This window comes from Oceanobacillus luteolus, assembly GCF_023715655.1.
In the GTDB taxonomy this organism is placed as follows: Bacteria; Bacillota; Bacilli; order Bacillales; family Amphibacillaceae; genus Oceanobacillus; species Oceanobacillus luteolus.
This window is the reverse complement of record NZ_JAMBON010000016.1, coordinates 54,412-67,700: the sequence shown is the minus strand read 5'-3', so window position 1 is coordinate 67,700 and position 13,289 is coordinate 54,412. Positions and strand designations below refer to the sequence as shown.

26 protein-coding genes are annotated in these 13,289 nt (G+C 37.6%); 22 read left to right on the top strand and 4 right to left on the bottom strand.

Translation table 11 applies throughout. The annotated features are described in order from the left end of the window. A partial coding sequence (locus M3210_RS11200) for a hypothetical protein (RefSeq protein WP_251514400.1) occupies positions 1-197 on the top strand: 197 nt, incomplete at its 5' end. 22 nt (positions 198-219) lie between these two features. On the opposite strand, the gene M3210_RS11195 is transcribed toward M3210_RS11200, so the two are convergent. Then, the gene (locus M3210_RS11195; protein ID WP_251514398.1) at positions 220-426 is read right to left on the bottom strand and encodes a zinc ribbon domain-containing protein; all 207 of its coding nucleotides are present in this window, start codon (positions 424-426) and stop codon (positions 220-222) included. Between the two features lie 260 nt (positions 427-686). Here M3210_RS11195 and M3210_RS11190 point away from each other — a divergent pair, with 260 nt between their 5' ends. The 5 genes from M3210_RS11190 to M3210_RS11170 all read left to right on the top strand — a co-directional run bounded on the left by M3210_RS11190 (position 687) and on the right by M3210_RS11170 (position 4,235). After that, positions 687-1,058: a GntR family transcriptional regulator gene (locus M3210_RS11190; RefSeq protein WP_251514397.1), complete on the top strand. Its 372-nt coding sequence runs from the start codon at positions 687-689 to the stop codon at positions 1,056-1,058. Positions 1,059-1,062: 4 nt separating this feature from the next. Next, the gene (locus M3210_RS11185) at positions 1,063-1,938 is read left to right on the top strand and encodes an ABC transporter ATP-binding protein (protein WP_251514396.1); all 876 of its coding nucleotides are present in this window, start codon (positions 1,063-1,065) and stop codon (positions 1,936-1,938) included. A 147-nt stretch (positions 1,939-2,085) separates the two neighbouring features. Further along, positions 2,086-2,958, top strand: coding sequence for an ABC transporter ATP-binding protein (locus M3210_RS11180; RefSeq protein WP_251514404.1), 873 nt, complete (start codon positions 2,086-2,088; stop codon positions 2,956-2,958). Continuing rightward, on the top strand, positions 2,951-3,562 hold the full coding sequence (locus tag M3210_RS11175; protein WP_251514395.1) for an ABC-2 transporter permease: 612 nt from the start codon (positions 2,951-2,953) through the stop codon (positions 3,560-3,562). The genes M3210_RS11180 and M3210_RS11175 overlap by 8 nt, the downstream gene beginning before the upstream one ends. Before the next feature lie 61 nt (positions 3,563-3,623). Next, entirely contained in the window at positions 3,624-4,235 is a 612-nt protein-coding gene (locus M3210_RS11170; RefSeq protein ID WP_251514394.1) for an ABC-2 transporter permease, read from the top strand. Between the two features lie 41 nt (positions 4,236-4,276). On the opposite strand, the gene M3210_RS11165 is transcribed toward M3210_RS11170, so the two are convergent. Then, positions 4,277-4,831, bottom strand: coding sequence for a nucleotidyltransferase family protein (locus M3210_RS11165; RefSeq protein ID WP_251514393.1), 555 nt, complete (start codon positions 4,829-4,831; stop codon positions 4,277-4,279). Positions 4,832-5,011: 180 nt separating this feature from the next. Between M3210_RS11165 and M3210_RS11160 the strand changes: the two genes are divergently transcribed. The 15 genes from M3210_RS11160 (at position 5,012) to M3210_RS20850 (ending at position 11,551) form a co-directional block, all read left to right on the top strand. Then, on the top strand, positions 5,012-5,203 hold the full coding sequence (locus tag M3210_RS11160) for a hypothetical protein (protein ID WP_251514392.1): 192 nt from the start codon (positions 5,012-5,014) through the stop codon (positions 5,201-5,203). 34 nt (positions 5,204-5,237) lie between these two features. Beyond that, on the top strand, positions 5,238-5,687 hold the full coding sequence (locus M3210_RS11155) for a GNAT family N-acetyltransferase (RefSeq protein ID WP_251514403.1): 450 nt from the start codon (positions 5,238-5,240) through the stop codon (positions 5,685-5,687). 23 nt (positions 5,688-5,710) lie between these two features. After that, positions 5,711-5,899 carry a DUF4177 domain-containing protein gene (locus M3210_RS11150; RefSeq protein WP_251514391.1) on the top strand — a complete coding sequence of 63 codons (189 nt, stop codon included), beginning with the start codon at positions 5,711-5,713 and terminating at the stop codon, positions 5,897-5,899. 28 nt (positions 5,900-5,927) lie between these two features. Beyond that, on the top strand, positions 5,928-6,305 hold the full coding sequence (locus M3210_RS11145; protein WP_251514390.1) for a hypothetical protein: 378 nt from the start codon (positions 5,928-5,930) through the stop codon (positions 6,303-6,305). Between the two features lie 6 nt (positions 6,306-6,311). After that, complete coding sequence (locus M3210_RS11140; protein WP_251514389.1) at positions 6,312-6,509, top strand: hypothetical protein; 198 nt, start codon at positions 6,312-6,314, stop codon at positions 6,507-6,509. 61 nt (positions 6,510-6,570) lie between these two features. After that, the gene (locus M3210_RS11135) at positions 6,571-6,990 is read left to right on the top strand and encodes an RDD family protein (protein WP_251514388.1); all 420 of its coding nucleotides are present in this window, start codon (positions 6,571-6,573) and stop codon (positions 6,988-6,990) included. A 17-nt stretch (positions 6,991-7,007) separates the two neighbouring features. Then, on the top strand, positions 7,008-7,319 hold the full coding sequence (locus tag M3210_RS11130) for a hypothetical protein (RefSeq protein WP_251514387.1): 312 nt from the start codon (positions 7,008-7,010) through the stop codon (positions 7,317-7,319). Between the two features lie 8 nt (positions 7,320-7,327). Continuing rightward, a complete protein-coding gene (locus M3210_RS20600) occupies positions 7,328-7,756 on the top strand; it encodes a PH domain-containing protein (RefSeq protein WP_251514386.1) in 429 nt (142 codons plus the stop codon). Between the two features lie 22 nt (positions 7,757-7,778). Further along, positions 7,779-8,153, top strand: a complete 375-nt coding sequence (locus M3210_RS11120; protein ID WP_251514385.1) for a nuclear transport factor 2 family protein — start codon at positions 7,779-7,781, stop codon at positions 8,151-8,153. Between the two features lie 155 nt (positions 8,154-8,308). After that, a complete protein-coding gene (locus M3210_RS11115) occupies positions 8,309-8,818 on the top strand; it encodes a hypothetical protein (protein WP_251514384.1) in 510 nt (169 codons plus the stop codon). Between the two features lie 32 nt (positions 8,819-8,850). Further along, positions 8,851-9,357, top strand: a complete 507-nt coding sequence (locus tag M3210_RS11110; RefSeq protein ID WP_251514383.1) for an HXXEE domain-containing protein — start codon at positions 8,851-8,853, stop codon at positions 9,355-9,357. An 82-nt stretch (positions 9,358-9,439) separates the two neighbouring features. Further along, the gene (locus M3210_RS11105) at positions 9,440-9,790 is read left to right on the top strand and encodes a VOC family protein (protein WP_251514382.1); all 351 of its coding nucleotides are present in this window, start codon (positions 9,440-9,442) and stop codon (positions 9,788-9,790) included. 113 nt (positions 9,791-9,903) lie between these two features. Continuing rightward, positions 9,904-10,824: a VOC family protein gene (locus tag M3210_RS11100; RefSeq protein WP_251514380.1), complete on the top strand. Its 921-nt coding sequence runs from the start codon at positions 9,904-9,906 to the stop codon at positions 10,822-10,824. Positions 10,825-10,849: 25 nt separating this feature from the next. Continuing rightward, complete coding sequence (locus M3210_RS11095) at positions 10,850-11,293, top strand: VOC family protein (RefSeq protein WP_251514379.1); 444 nt, start codon at positions 10,850-10,852, stop codon at positions 11,291-11,293. A gap of 132 nt (positions 11,294-11,425) precedes the next feature. Further along, on the top strand, positions 11,426-11,551 hold the full coding sequence (locus M3210_RS20850) for a hypothetical protein (protein WP_490722688.1): 126 nt from the start codon (positions 11,426-11,428) through the stop codon (positions 11,549-11,551). A gap of 29 nt (positions 11,552-11,580) precedes the next feature. Here M3210_RS20850 and M3210_RS11090 read toward each other — a convergent pair whose 3' ends face one another. Beyond that, positions 11,581-12,528, bottom strand: coding sequence for a cation diffusion facilitator family transporter (locus M3210_RS11090; RefSeq protein WP_251514378.1), 948 nt, complete (start codon positions 12,526-12,528; stop codon positions 11,581-11,583). Between the two features lie 15 nt (positions 12,529-12,543). Beyond that, the gene (locus M3210_RS11085; protein WP_251514377.1) at positions 12,544-12,876 is read right to left on the bottom strand and encodes an ArsR/SmtB family transcription factor; all 333 of its coding nucleotides are present in this window, start codon (positions 12,874-12,876) and stop codon (positions 12,544-12,546) included. Between the two features lie 188 nt (positions 12,877-13,064). Here M3210_RS11085 and M3210_RS11080 point away from each other — a divergent pair, with 188 nt between their 5' ends. Then, positions 13,065-13,289, top strand: a complete 225-nt coding sequence (locus M3210_RS11080) for a DUF3953 domain-containing protein (protein WP_251514376.1) — start codon at positions 13,065-13,067, stop codon at positions 13,287-13,289.

Here is a 13,289-nt window from a genome sequence, read left to right as displayed (position 1 = left end):
AGTTTGCCGCCCGCTTCCTTCAGATTCCGCGTCGCCACGGACACCCTTGCGTTAAGCTAACCACTACTTCTGCCTTCATGGCTCGGGACTCTCACCCTAGAGATTACACCCATGCCGGGCGCACACAAATAAACAGCCTGCCCAAGTTTTTGGCAGGCTGTTTTCCTCTTGCAGAATTTGATGTTTTTATAACTTAAATTCCTAAATTTTTCCTCTCCCTTAACCAAAGAAAAGATCTAAAACATTACTTCCAGTTGAACTATTTTTGTTATAAAACTCCGAATATCCACAGTTTTTACAGAAAACGACGGTGAATTGATTATGCTGGACATCAAACATTTTAGACAAACCAGTCCCCGTCATCGCTACATCCTTCGTACCTGCATTTGTACTTCCACATTTCATACAACCTTTGTTATCTTTCATTTTACCGGTCTCCTTCAGTTTATAATTTTTAACTATCATTGCATTTACCATTGATTTTTTTCTCTTCTTAAAGCAGCTTTATTAGAAATACGTTAATTTAAACAAAAATGTTTCAGTCCTATCCCAAAAGATTGCATCCAAATTGGAGAGCAGGGGTGTCAAATTAGAGCTTTAAGTTTTCTTGAATTATGCATATAATCATGATTAACTAGTGTATATAGTGATTATGTATTTTATACATGGTGTAAAGGAGGGCCTGCATGCAAATCATTATTTCCAACAGTTCAAAGGACCCCATCTATGAACAGATCTCCAAGCAAATTCAAGCGAAAATATTGTCGGGCGAATTGAAAGAAGGCACTGCTTTACCTTCCATTAGACAATTGGCGAAAGATTTACGGATCAGTGTGATCACGACGAAGCGGGCTTATGAAGAATTGGAGAAATCTGGATTCATCTACTTGATTGTAGGTAAAGGTACATTTGTAGCTGAACAAAACTTAGATATGATTCGAGAGAAAAAATTGAGAGTAATTGAAGAACAATTAAGTGCAGTTATCTCCAACAGTAAAGAAATTGGATTATCATATGAAGAATTACAGGATTTATTAAAGCTGCTGTATGAGGAGTGATCATTTGAATAACGTGATAGAACTTCGTAGTATATCTAAAGAGTTTAAGGAATTCTCCTTTGACAGTATAGATTTACAGATCAAACAAGGTTACACTACCGGACTTATCGGAGCAAACGGAACTGGAAAGACCACCTTGATCAAGCTGATCATGAATCTCCTGAAGCCCGATGAAGGGGAAGTCCGTCTGTTTGGACTGGATTACGCGACACATGAAAAATCGATAAAAGACAGAATCGGTTTTGTATTCGACAGCAACATATTTTACGAATCACTGAAGTTAAAAGATATTAGTAGAATCATAGCACCTGCCTATACACAATGGGATAGTGACCAATTCCAAGCTTATGTGGACCGATTTGAGCTGCCCTTAAATAAACCAATTAAACATTTCTCTAAAGGGATGCAAATGAAAGCTTCCATTGCCCTTGCTCTATCCCATCATGCGGAGTTGATTATTATGGATGAACCGACAGCAGGGTTAGATCCGACTTTTCGTAGAGAATTATTGGATATTTTTCAAGAAGAGATGCTCAATGAAAATAGAAGTATATTTTTTTCCACCCATACAACCAGTGATTTAGAACGATTTGCCGATTATATCGTATTAATTGACCAGGGTGAAATCCTCTTTCATGAGCGGATGGATGAATTACAAGAAAAATACGTCTTGGTGAAAGGCAGTAATGAATTACTAGATCGGGATACCGAAGCCTATTTTGTTCATATCGAACGCACGCAAAACCTATTCCAAGCTTTAACAACAGACCCAGCGCAAGTACAACAAGTCTTTGGTGAATATGTTGTACTGGAAAAGGCTTCACTGGACGATATTATGTTTCACATGAAAGCGGCTCACAGACAGCAATTAAATAAATAGCACAGAACAAGATCTTAATGAGAAATTAAGGTCTTTTTTATTTGTCATAAAAAACAAATTCACTATTGTTCATATCGTTCATATAGTATATACTGTTAATAAATTATATATACACTTAAGAAAAATGAACAATAAGGAGTGAGAACAATCGAAAATATAGTAGAATTTAAGAATGTAAGTAAACATTTCAAAGATTTCTCCTTGGAGAACATCAATTTGCAAATCAAACAAGGGTTGGTAACAGGTTTTGTCGGAGCAAACGGTGCGGGAAAATCGACTACGATGAAGCTGATGATGAACCTTTTGCAAGCTGATGAGGGAGAAATAAAAGTATTCGGCAAGAGTCATGATAACAATAATGAAAAGGAAATTAAGGAACGGATCGGCTTTGTTTATGATAGTAATATCTTTTATGAAAGTTTGAATCTAAAGGATATACGCAGAATTATTGCCCCTGCTTATAAAAATTGGAGTGACAAGCAATTTTATGATTATATCAAGTTGTTTGAACTACCATTAAACAAGGCGATTAAGACATTTTCTAAAGGAATGCAGATGAAAACATCATTGGCACTTGCCTTATCCCATGACGCCGAATTCATTATGATGGATGAACCGACAGCTGGCTTAGACCCTGTATTTCGGAGAGAACTTTTGGATATTTTGAAAGATTTGATGGCTGACAAGAGACGGACACTCTTCTTTTCCACCCACATTACAAGTGATTTAGAACAGATTGCAGACCAAATCACTTTCATTCAGAGGGGGAAAATTCTATTCAATGAATCCATCCAAGACATACAAGAACGTTTTGCATTAGTGAAGGGAAAGGCGAATTTGCTCAATCCGTCAACGGAAAAAAGTTTTATTAGTGTGAAACGCAGTTCCAATGAGTTCCAAGCGTTGACAAACAATGCCGAAGAAGTAAGAAAATCTTTCGGTGACCAAGTGGTTTTAGAAAATGCTACTTTAGAAGACATTATGTATTATGCGAAAGGAGCCCGTCATCAGTATGTTTAACTTGATAAAGAAAGATCTAGTAATCCAAAAATCACAAATACTACTCTTTATTCCATTTATCATGTTCTTCGCCATTTTCGGTGACCATATGAGTCCATTTTTTATTTTTCTGATCTCCAGTCTGTATATACCGTTGAATGGCTATATTTATGATGAACAAGTAGAATCCAACATTCTTCTTAACTCTTTACCGTATTTGAGAAAAGAAATTGTAGCAGCAAAATATATTGGTTCTGTGGTATACATGATTTTATCCATTGTTGTGGCAAGTATTATTCTATATATCTTTGATTTTAGCTTTACATTCCGTGATGTAGCCATTGCTGCAGGATTATTCTTTATCTTCACTGCTGTAGCGTTTCCTTTATTTTATGTATTAAAACCAGGCTATATTGGTGTAGCCGCTCTCAGCGGGTTGGTCGTATTTGCAATATTGCTATCACCGGTTCTTGAATTCATCGAGAAACATCTGACATCCATTACGGAATTCATTACAAGCTTATCGACAACCGCCCTTTACCTTAGCGGAGCTGCAATCTCCATAGGTCTCTTTCTTGTCTCCTGGATTGTCAGTCAAATGATTTACCAGCGCAAAGTATTTTAAATCGACTGAGGGACAGGTAGATTGTCCCTTTCATTTCTCGAACAGGGGGGTGTGTCACACCTTGTTTAACTTGATGAAAAAGGATTTTATTATTCAAAAAGTGCAGATTATCTTTTTTATACCGTTCATCATTTTCATTTCTATTTTTGCTGATTTGTTTAGTCCGGCTCTTGTTTTTATGATGGCAGGTGCGTATATTCCGATCAATGGAATACATTTTGATGCGTTGGTGAACTCCAATATTTTACTCAATTCTTTACCATATACCCGGAAAGAAATTGTAGCCGCAAAATATATTGGAGCACTTGTCTACATGTTGTTATCCATAACGGCGGCAGGAATTACTTTAGTTTTATTTAACTATAATTATTCCATTGCTGATATAGCAATCGCTGTCGGATTGTCTTTGATCCTCATTGCGATGGTTTTTCCACTATTTTATTTGTTAAATCCCGCTTATCTTGGAGCAGTAATTCTAATTTCATTAGCGATTATGGCTGCAATTATGCCCTCCATTATTCAATATATAGTACATAACGTCACAGAGTTTACAGATTTCCTCAGCAGCCTATCAACAGCAACCATTTATCTTAGCGGTGCCATCATTTCAGTCAGTTTCTTTATGATTTCCTGGTTAATCAGTCTATATATTTATAAAAATAAAGTGTTTTAACACAATATCCCCCTACCGATCTGGTTAGGGGGATTTTAGTTTTACATGGAATAGCTTAATAACCTTTCTATCCTCTCTTTCACTTCAAGGGGCAGTGGCTTGTTCAGTGCTTCCATCAGCAAATGCGGATAGGACACACCATTGTCTTTTAAATATTGTTCAATAAGCAATACTTTATCCTGCTTGTTTGGAATGAGCCAATATAAGATATACCAATCTTCAAGTGAACATAAAGGAATATTTACTCCATTTATTTTTTTATGGGTGACAATGGATTCCTGTTTTAGGGATAATTTGTAGACACCTTCCTTATGCTGTATTGCAAAACCTCCCATAACATCTATATCAATATCATTCATTCTATAAGTAGAGAAATGGACAGTTCGAAAAGGGTCAGTTCGTAACGCTTCTTTCGGTTCGCTTATGGATGAAATGATTTCATTTAACCTATCGGCATTCTTTTCTGCCACCAGAATATCTATATCGTTCGGTTTATCTATAACTTTATAAAAGCTGAGTAAAAGGGAGCCACCGACTCCCCATAGGATAGCGTGATCATATAATTTTTCTGCGACTAAAGATAATGTTTTCAGCAATACACCATTCTCCTAACCATAATAAGCTGCGTTTATAACATTATAGTAACATTATCGCACTTAAAGTTTTTCTGTCTTGTTTATTTTATACGAAACCTTTTTACAAGCTTCCACGTATTATGAGTAGTCGGAAAATTAATGCCATTCGGGATGACAAAATAACTCAAGAGGAGTGATTGCATGGCGGATTGGATTCCTAGATTAGTTATATTGGTAGCCGCAATCCCTTTTATTTGGTATTTTATCGCTTTAAGCAAAAATATCAGTAAGACAGAAAAAGAGCACGGTCGGGACATGACATATGAGATCAATCCTTTTACCGGTATGAAAATGCCTTCGAGTGAGGATGAAAAAAAGAAAGAGATGGATTAAGCTGTAAGAACCGCAAAGGAGAAATCGAACCTTGATGAAACTGGAAACTGAAAGATTACTTCTCGCCCCTTGTACCGAAGAAGCACTAGTGAAATATTCTGCGAAGCAATATAAACTGGGTCCACATATCGAAAATTATCTGGAAGAATTGAAGCATGATGAGTCTGTTTTAGGTTGGGGCGTTTGGCTTGTTATCGATAAACAAACGAATAAGATTATCGGGGATCTAGGATTTAAAGAAAAACCCGACAAAAACAAGACAGTGGAAATCGGCTACGGAATTACCCCGGCACAACAAAATAAAGGTTATGCGACCGAAGCACTGAAAGCAATTATAAATTGGGCATTCGACTCTAACTTGGTCCATATCATAACTGCTGAATGTCTTGAAGAGAATGCTTCTTCCATTAGAGTGTTGGAAAAACTGAGAATGGAAAAAGTAAGAGCTGATCATCAGATGCTTTACTGGCAACTAACAAAGTAATCATTTGGATAGGGGGAGTTACGTTGTATGAGCATAAATTCGTGAAAATAGAATTATCATCTTTCAAACTGGCTCCAAAGGAAGATTATCATGCCATAGTTTATGAGCATGAGAAAGATGGATGGGAATTAGTGCAGGTTTTTGCTCCTGGGACTAACGCTTACGGAACACCATCCTTCTTTGAATTAATATTTAAGCGAAAGAAAGCATAATTAACCTTATGTACAAGGAGTGGAGAAAATGAAAAGGTTTGGCCTCGTCTTTATATCTTTATTAATTGCTATTGGAGCTGTTTTATTGGCTGCAAAACATCCAACTGGCCCTAACGCTGTTTCATATGATGACCCGAATGGATTATGGTTATCAATCGGACTGCTCGTTATCGTTTTTTTACCTCCTTTGATTTTATCATTGTTCAGTAATCGTGCTGTTAGAATGATTAATGGAATATACTTAACATTAATTGTCATCACCTTTTTAGCGATGGTGCCCATCGGCTTTTTCATTCCTGAGCTTATTGCAGTAGGTATCATCGGGTTATTAGGAGCCATTACCACTGGCGCCGGCTTGGTAATGACCATAAAAACGGATTCACAAAAGTCATCTTTTCGGAGGTAAAAAGTTTTGAATAAACAAAAGGTAAAGTGGCTCGTACTCCTTGTTACTACAGTAGTAATCATTACATTTGCTTTTATTCGAATAAGTCAAATTCATGTCAATCACCAAGCTAATTTAATCAAATCAGAAGAATGTATGTTGAATGGTGGTACAGTTATCATAGAGGAAAGCCTCTTATCTTTATCAACGGTACATTGCGAATAAGATAATAATAGGATTATGATTAATAATTAACCTCAATAGATAAATAGAGGAGGAGTTTCATATGGAGAGAAATGCTGGGTTTTGGATTAGATTAGGGGCAATATTAGTAGATGGGATCTTTTTGAGCATAACGCTCGGGTTTTTAAGCTATATTTTGTTTGGGGTGTTCTTGGATGATAATTTCTTCCTGGATACGTTAAATCTCGTGTATTTCATCATCCTTCCGTTTGTATGGTATGGCTACACGATTGGAAAGAAAGCGTTCGGCATCCGGATTGTCAGCATCCATGGCAATAAACTGGGACTCGGACAGATGATTCTGCGAGAGTTGGTTGGTGGCATCATCTATGCTTTAACTTTTGGAATTGGAGCGATTATCAGTGCATTTATGGTAGGTATGAGGCCGGATAAACGATCCATCCATGATTTTATCGCTGGCACGTATGTTATATATGAAAAGCCGGAAACTTACGAGTTATAACTTAAGGAGAGACACGCATGATAGTAATAAAGCGAGAAGCAGCTTGGACAAAAAAATTAAGAAAATACATTGTCGTATTGAATGATCAAGAAATTGGTTCCTTTGGAGAGAATGAGACGTTCGATTATCGCATCCCTCCCGGTTCACATACACTTTATCTGAAAGTCGATTGGTGCAGAAGCAAGAAAATACAGTTTGAAATTCAAGAAAATGAAGTACTATATTTTACATGTCGCGGATTAAGTGGCTTTCAAGCACTGTTTCCATTATGGTATATCACTGTTAAAAGGAATGATTATATGCGACTTGAACAAGTAGATAATCTTTAAGGAAAGTGGTGGTTCTTATCTATTTCGGTTCAATAAAAGATACAATCTATTTCTTTGCAGTATGGGGAACGATTGCAGTAGTGCTTTTTGGAACAATTATAGATGGACTTTATCCAGCAGGTATATTAATTGGGGGGACAACATTAATCTTATTATTTTGGATGTGGTTTGGTACAGGCTATGTCATACAACAAGAAACACTTATTGTAAAATTTGGTCCCTTCAAAAAGAAGATTAACATAGAGGGTATCAAACGGATCTCTAAAGAAAAAAACGTTTGGGCTGCCCCAGCATTAGCTGCTGATCGACTGAGAATTCATTATGGTTTGTATGAAGAAATAAGTATATCACCAAAAAACAAGGAAGAATTTGTGAAGTTATTACTGGAAAAGAATAAAAAGATTGAACTAGATGAAGAATTGATAGAAGTACATTAATGATAGAAAGGATGAGTTGTTAATGAAACAGACGATAAAAGATAAGGCGATGTCATTCCTTGAGCTGGTAGCGTCTGGAAAGATACGTGAAGCTTACGAAAAATATGCCAGTCCGGACTTTCGTCACCATAACCTCTATTTCAAGGGGGATGCGGAATCTCTTATTTCTGCAATGGAAGAAAGTGCAGCCAAAAACCCTGACAAAGTGTTTGAGATCAAACACACAGTGACTGAGAATGATATGGTAGCCGTTCACTCCCACGTAAGACAGCATCCAAACGACCCAGGTGGCGTTGTTGTTCACCTGTTCCGCTTTTCCAATGAACTCATCATAGAACTTTGGGATGTGGGTCAACAGATACCAGAAAACTCACCTAACGAAAATGGTCCGTTCTGATGAGGGTAACTGAGACTGAATACAAAACTAAGGCAGATTAGAGAGAGGGCAGAACCTCCCTAATCTGCTTTATTTATATTAATTGAGCCGAAAAATAAGCAAAGTGTAACTAACTACGGCTTTATTCCGTCTGTACTTCTGAGGGGGGATATATAATGAAAAAATACTTAATTTGTTTGTTACTGATTCTACTCATGGGTGCATGCGGTCCAGTCGTTTCCGCTCCGAGTATGCCCCATGAGATGCCGGATGACTTTGCCTTTTCCATTCAATTTGGTGTGGATAAAAAGAATGAAATCAATTCCTATGATGGCACGGTAACCAAGGACTTGATTGCAGACGGAACGATCACAGCAGATATTAGCTTAACCAGCGAAGAAATGAATACAGTATATGAACTGATGAGAGAGGTAAATATTTTAGAAGAAAAAGAACTCATACCTGATCCTATTTTTGATGAGGTTTGTGTGCAAGAACCCCATGAAGATGATGAATGGAAAATTACTATGAATGGGGAAACAATAATCATCTCTATTGATGGCACGTATTGTGAACCAACAAAAGATGCAAAGCAGCTGATCCAAATACGGGACGCTGTATTTACGATGATCAAAGATAAGGATGAATTTAAAGCCTTGCCGGACAGTACGGGAGGGTACGATTAATCTCGTCTTGCATACATGGGAGGTGAAAATTTATGGAAATCAATCTATTGATTTTAGCGTTCACTGTCATTTTCATGCTTCATAATTTAGAGGAAATCATGACCGTGGAAAGGTGGATGAACAGAATCTATCCTCGTGTAAAAATGCGAGTTCCTCCATTTGCTCAAAAGCAAATCAAACAGTTCGATAACATGACAGGGACTCGATTTTCCTTTGTTGTTTTTGTACTTTCTATTCCCGTTTCAGTAATAATTTTACTGACGTTCATCACTGAAGATTATTTTTTATTTCTTGCTTTAAATCTTTTATTTGCAGTTAACATCTTTAGTCATCCACTGCAGGCACTGTTTTTACGTTGCTACTTACCTGGAGTGGCAACTTCCATCTTCTTAATTATCCCTTATTATATTTTCTTTTTTCAAACTTTTTCAGAAGCAGGCATGTTAACAATACAAAACATATTAGGTTCGTTAGTTGTCATCCTGCTGTTTATCCCTGTTTTCCTATTGATACACAAGCTTTCACAAAAATGGAGTTAATTTAAAGGATTATCCTATTTCTTGTTGAAAAGTATAAATGAAATAGGTGATTCCTAAATTATAAAAGAAGGAAGGTAAGTGGATGGGAAGAGTTATTGGATTTGAGTTAAGCAGTCAGGATCCTAAGAAGCAGGCAAATTTTTATGAGCAAGTATTTGATTGGAAAATTGCCGAACCAAAATGGGATTATTGGGGTGTCCACTCCAAAGAAACGGAGGAGCCAGGAATAAACGGAGGAATTAGTAAGGGACCACATGACTATCCCCATGGAACCCGTATTCAGATTGAAGTCGATTCGATTGATGAAGTTATCACTCAGGCTAAAAATCATGGTGCAATGATAGTGCGAGAAAAAATGGAATTTGATGATTTTTATCTTGCCTACCTGGTGGACCCGGTAGGTGTAAGTTTTGGACTTATTCAAAAGAAATGAGTATGTGATTTTGACAATGAGATATAATGAATGTGACTGAATATATTCTCCGTACGGCTTTAGAGAACATATTGGATTACCATGCTCACAATCGAGTGTAGGAGGAGGATTAAATGAAAAATAGTACACAAAAAATAGTCTCCCATCTCTGGTTCGACAAGCAATCTTACGAAGCTGCTGAATTTTATACTTCACTATTCCCTGACTCGAAAATTACCAATATGACTACCATTCACGATACACCATCAGGTGACCCAGCAATTGTCTCGTTTCATTTCTGGGGACAGGAATTCATGGCGATAGACGGAGGGCCTCACTTCACATTTAATCCAGCACTGTCCTTTTCCGTTAACTTCGATGTCTCCCATTACAAAGATGCCCCTGAGATGATAAATGAAGTGTGGGACAAACTGTCTGACGGTGGCACCGTTTTAATGCCGTTTGATAATTACCCATTCGCTGAAAAATATGGCTGGATTCAAGACAAGTATGGCCTATCATGGCAATTGATTTTAACCGATTCTGGAGAAGAGCGTCCTTCTATCTTGCCTTCGCTCCTATTCATTGATCATAACTATGGTCATGCAGAAGCGGCCATGCAGTTTTATTTATCGATTTTTAAAAATTCCACCGCAGGCCAGCTAGCCCGATATCCTGTAGGAATGGATCCAGATAAAGAAGGTACAGTTATGTTTGCTGATTTTATGTTGGAAAATCAATGGTTCACTGCAATGGATAGCGCAAATGCCCATGAATTCAATTTCAACGAAGCGATTTCATTTTTAGTAAAATGCGAAACCCAGGATGAGATCGATTACTATTGGGAAAAATTATCCGCAGTTCCTGAGTCCGAACAGTGTGGGTGGTTAAAAGATAAATATGGCGTATCTTGGCAGATTGTATCAGGAGAAATGGATGATATGATGGGCAGCAACAGTACTCCAGAACAAATAGCGCGGGTCACTCAAACCATGCTTAAGATGAAAAAGATAGATGTTGAAGCATTAAGAAAAGCCTACAACATGGAAGATTAATCAGCATTAAAGGAGGGATGTTTCGGTGAATAGAGTAAATCTAATCACACTCGGCACGAAAGATATTGTCAAATCTCATGAGTTTTATAAGAATCTCGGTTTCGACACGTCGATTAGAGGAACGGAAGAAAATCCGATTATTATTTTCTTTAGAAATGAAGGTTCGAGAATTGCTTTATATCCAGTAGAAGAACTTGCAAAAGATGTAAACGATGAGCATCCTCCAATGATATCGTCTGGATTTCCCGGGATAACATTAGCTTATAATGCGAAATCCATGAATGAAGTGGATGAAATGATGGACAGGGCTAAGTTAGCTGGAGCCGTTATTCAAAAAGAGCCTGTAAAAAATGACTGGGGCGGCTACGGAGGATACTTTACGGACCCGGATGGTTATTACTGGGAAGTCGCATACGGGGCAGATTGGGAATTTGATGAATCGAATATGTTGGTCATTGATGATCAATAGTAGGTTATTGGAGCGTGGAAATGATTCAGTATGGACATCACCCCTCTATACCAAACTCTATTGTTTAGAAATCCGCTTTTAAAGGAAATATAACGATAAGCTTCAAGATTCTACAATAATAGAGGTGAAATCATGTCGCGTTTAATTCGAAGACTCATTAAATACGGACCAATTATTTATCCGATTATTAAAAAGCTGATGAATAAAAGGAAACAAAAAAGAAATATTCCCGCGGACTATAATAAAAGCCGGTACTAACCGGCTTTTTTCTATTTTAAAAAAACATATCAATGATGGTGATGATGTCCAGCTGGCTCAGCTTGCACGCTACATAAAATGGAATTGTCATGGAGATGCGCAGATGATTCCAATTGAATCGTCATATGATGGATATTTTGATGTTCCAATTCATGTTCGAGCTGTCGGAGCATTCTTTCACTTTCTTCAATCGTCATTTGGTCGTCGACAACCGCATGACAGGATAAGGCATTTAATCCGCTCGTAATCGACCAAACATGTAAATCATGTACGCCTCGTATCCCTTCCGTATGTTTAATGATTTGAATGACTTCTTCCATCTTCACATTTTTTGGGGTTCCCTCCATCAGTACATGAAGTCCGGACTTTGTCACCTGATAACCACTGCGCAGAACAAGAGCTGCGACAATAACACTGGCCAAAGGGTCCGCCCATCCCCAACCGAAAAAAATGATAAGAAGCGCGGCAACAATAGCACCAATTGACCCAAGCATGTCACTGATTACATGCAAGTAAGCCCCACGCATATTCAAATTATCTTCTACATCAGCCCCTCGCATCATGATCCATGCAACGAGGATATTCACGAGCAGTCCAATAGCCGCAATGACCAACATTCCTGTTGAAGCTACTGCCGGCGGATTTAGAAAACGTCCAATCGCTTCATAAAATATAAAACCAGCGATAATGATGAGAGTCACACCATTGAGAACTGCAGCCAGAATTTCAAAACGTCGATAACCGAATGTCTTACTATAGTCTGCAGCCTTTTCCCCAAACTTAAAAGCAAGTAACGCGATTCCAAGTGAGATGGCGTCACTTAACATATGTCCTGCATCCGCCAACAAAGCTAGACTGTTCGTAAGGAAACCACCGATCGCCTCAACGATCATATAAACGGTAATGATGAGAAAGCTTATGAATAACACCTTTTTATTTGCAGTATGCGAATGATCATGTCCATGATCGTGTCCCATGTTATGCACCCCTAATTAGTGATGAGAAGCATGCTCAATTGCCTGCTTCAGTAAATTCATGACGTGTTCATCATCTTCCGAGTAATACAACGTTCTGCCTTCTCTTCTATACTTCACCAATCTTAAGTTTTTTAAGAACCGTAATTGATGAGATACACTTGATTGACTTAAGTCCAGAGTCTCCGCGATATCATTGACAGAATGTTCTCCGGTACATAATAAATTCAAAATACGTATTCTAGTCGGATCCCCCAACGCTTTGAATGTTTGGGAAACGACAAACAACGTCTCTGCGTCCAAGTGCTGCTCTTCTTCACGAAAAACCTCTAGTTTTTGCTCTTCCGTCATTTTTATTGCACCTCTAAGATTTATTATATGAGCATATGTTCATATGTTGACTATAAAACAAAAAACAATCCGAGTCAAATAAGTATATTGATTTGACTTTACCCGTAAAACGATATAGATGAACATGCTTTAGTATATTCTAGCTGCATATAAATGTTATGATGATTCTGCACAGGGAGGGATGGATATTGAAGATAATCAAGGTGCTTTTAGCAATTTCAGTTATTGCATTAGCTCTCGTTAGTCAGTTCAATGAAAGTATGAACGTATCATGGATTTTATTGTTTTTACTCGGGGCTTTGCTACTTGCGATGGGAGCGGAACAGCTGCAAAAAAAACAAAGGTCCATTGGATATATATTGATTTTGACTGCTTTTTTCAACTTTGCAGTCTCTTTGAAAATTGCTTTATAA

What these genes read in the sequence shown, in the direction of transcription:
- M3210_RS11195 (WP_251514398.1), bottom strand. Translation starts at nt 426, where the DNA reads ATGAAAGATAACAAAGGTTGTATGAAATGTGGAAGTACAAATGCAGGT.
- M3210_RS11130 (WP_251514387.1), top strand. Translation starts at nt 7,008, where the DNA reads ATGATAGTAATAAAGCGAGAAGCAGCTTGGACAAAAAAATTAAGAAAA.
- M3210_RS11115 (WP_251514384.1), top strand. Translation starts at nt 8,309, where the DNA reads ATGAAAAAATACTTAATTTGTTTGTTACTGATTCTACTCATGGGTGCA.
- M3210_RS11175 (WP_251514395.1), top strand. Translation starts at nt 2,951, where the DNA reads ATGTTTAACTTGATAAAGAAAGATCTAGTAATCCAAAAATCACAAATA.
- M3210_RS11105 (WP_251514382.1), top strand. Translation starts at nt 9,440, where the DNA reads ATGGGAAGAGTTATTGGATTTGAGTTAAGCAGTCAGGATCCTAAGAAG.
- M3210_RS11110 (WP_251514383.1), top strand. Translation starts at nt 8,851, where the DNA reads ATGGAAATCAATCTATTGATTTTAGCGTTCACTGTCATTTTCATGCTT.
- M3210_RS11135 (WP_251514388.1), top strand. Translation starts at nt 6,571, where the DNA reads ATGGAGAGAAATGCTGGGTTTTGGATTAGATTAGGGGCAATATTAGTA.
- M3210_RS11120 (WP_251514385.1), top strand. Translation starts at nt 7,779, where the DNA reads ATGAAACAGACGATAAAAGATAAGGCGATGTCATTCCTTGAGCTGGTA.
- M3210_RS11190 (WP_251514397.1), top strand. Translation starts at nt 687, where the DNA reads ATGCAAATCATTATTTCCAACAGTTCAAAGGACCCCATCTATGAACAG.
- M3210_RS11160 (WP_251514392.1), top strand. Translation starts at nt 5,012, where the DNA reads ATGGCGGATTGGATTCCTAGATTAGTTATATTGGTAGCCGCAATCCCT.
- M3210_RS11155 (WP_251514403.1), top strand. Translation starts at nt 5,238, where the DNA reads ATGAAACTGGAAACTGAAAGATTACTTCTCGCCCCTTGTACCGAAGAA.
- M3210_RS11100 (WP_251514380.1), top strand. Translation starts at nt 9,904, where the DNA reads ATGAAAAATAGTACACAAAAAATAGTCTCCCATCTCTGGTTCGACAAG.
- M3210_RS11145 (WP_251514390.1), top strand. Translation starts at nt 5,928, where the DNA reads ATGAAAAGGTTTGGCCTCGTCTTTATATCTTTATTAATTGCTATTGGA.
- M3210_RS20850 (WP_490722688.1), top strand. Translation starts at nt 11,426, where the DNA reads ATGTCGCGTTTAATTCGAAGACTCATTAAATACGGACCAATTATTTAT.
- M3210_RS11090 (WP_251514378.1), bottom strand. Translation starts at nt 12,528, where the DNA reads ATGGGACACGATCATGGACATGATCATTCGCATACTGCAAATAAAAAG.
- M3210_RS11085 (WP_251514377.1), bottom strand. Translation starts at nt 12,876, where the DNA reads ATGACGGAAGAGCAAAAACTAGAGGTTTTTCGTGAAGAAGAGCAGCAC.